Source organism: Streptomyces sp. URMC 126 (assembly GCF_051386555.1).
Lineage (GTDB): Bacteria > Actinomycetota > Actinomycetes > Streptomycetales > Streptomycetaceae > Streptomyces.
Genome location: NZ_JBPQTX010001352.1, coordinates 1 through 236, shown reverse-complemented (window position 1 = coordinate 236; position 236 = coordinate 1). Strand labels below are relative to the sequence as shown.

The window sequence follows — 236 nt, the reverse complement described above, 5'->3', positions numbered from 1 at the left end:
ACCTACGACGAGGCGATCCTGCGCCATGCCCAGATGGCCCACGACTTCGGTACGCCTGGCCCTCACATCACCTTCTCATGGCCCTCGGCGGCGCAGCCGCTGGGCTACGTGCGCGACCACGACAGCATCAACATCGCGCGAGACGACCTCGAGGAGCTCCTCATCGACCTCGCGCAGGGCAACCGCGACATTGTGCTGCTGGGGCATTCGATGGGGTCCCAACTCGTCGTCGAGAC

Annotated in this window: 1 protein-coding gene; it reads left to right on the top strand. The window is 65.7% G+C overall.

The window, feature by feature from the left end; all coding sequences use genetic code 11:
* The coding region (locus ACSNOK_RS36235) for an alpha/beta hydrolase (RefSeq protein WP_436784895.1) at positions 1–236 on the top strand (236 nt) is incomplete at both ends.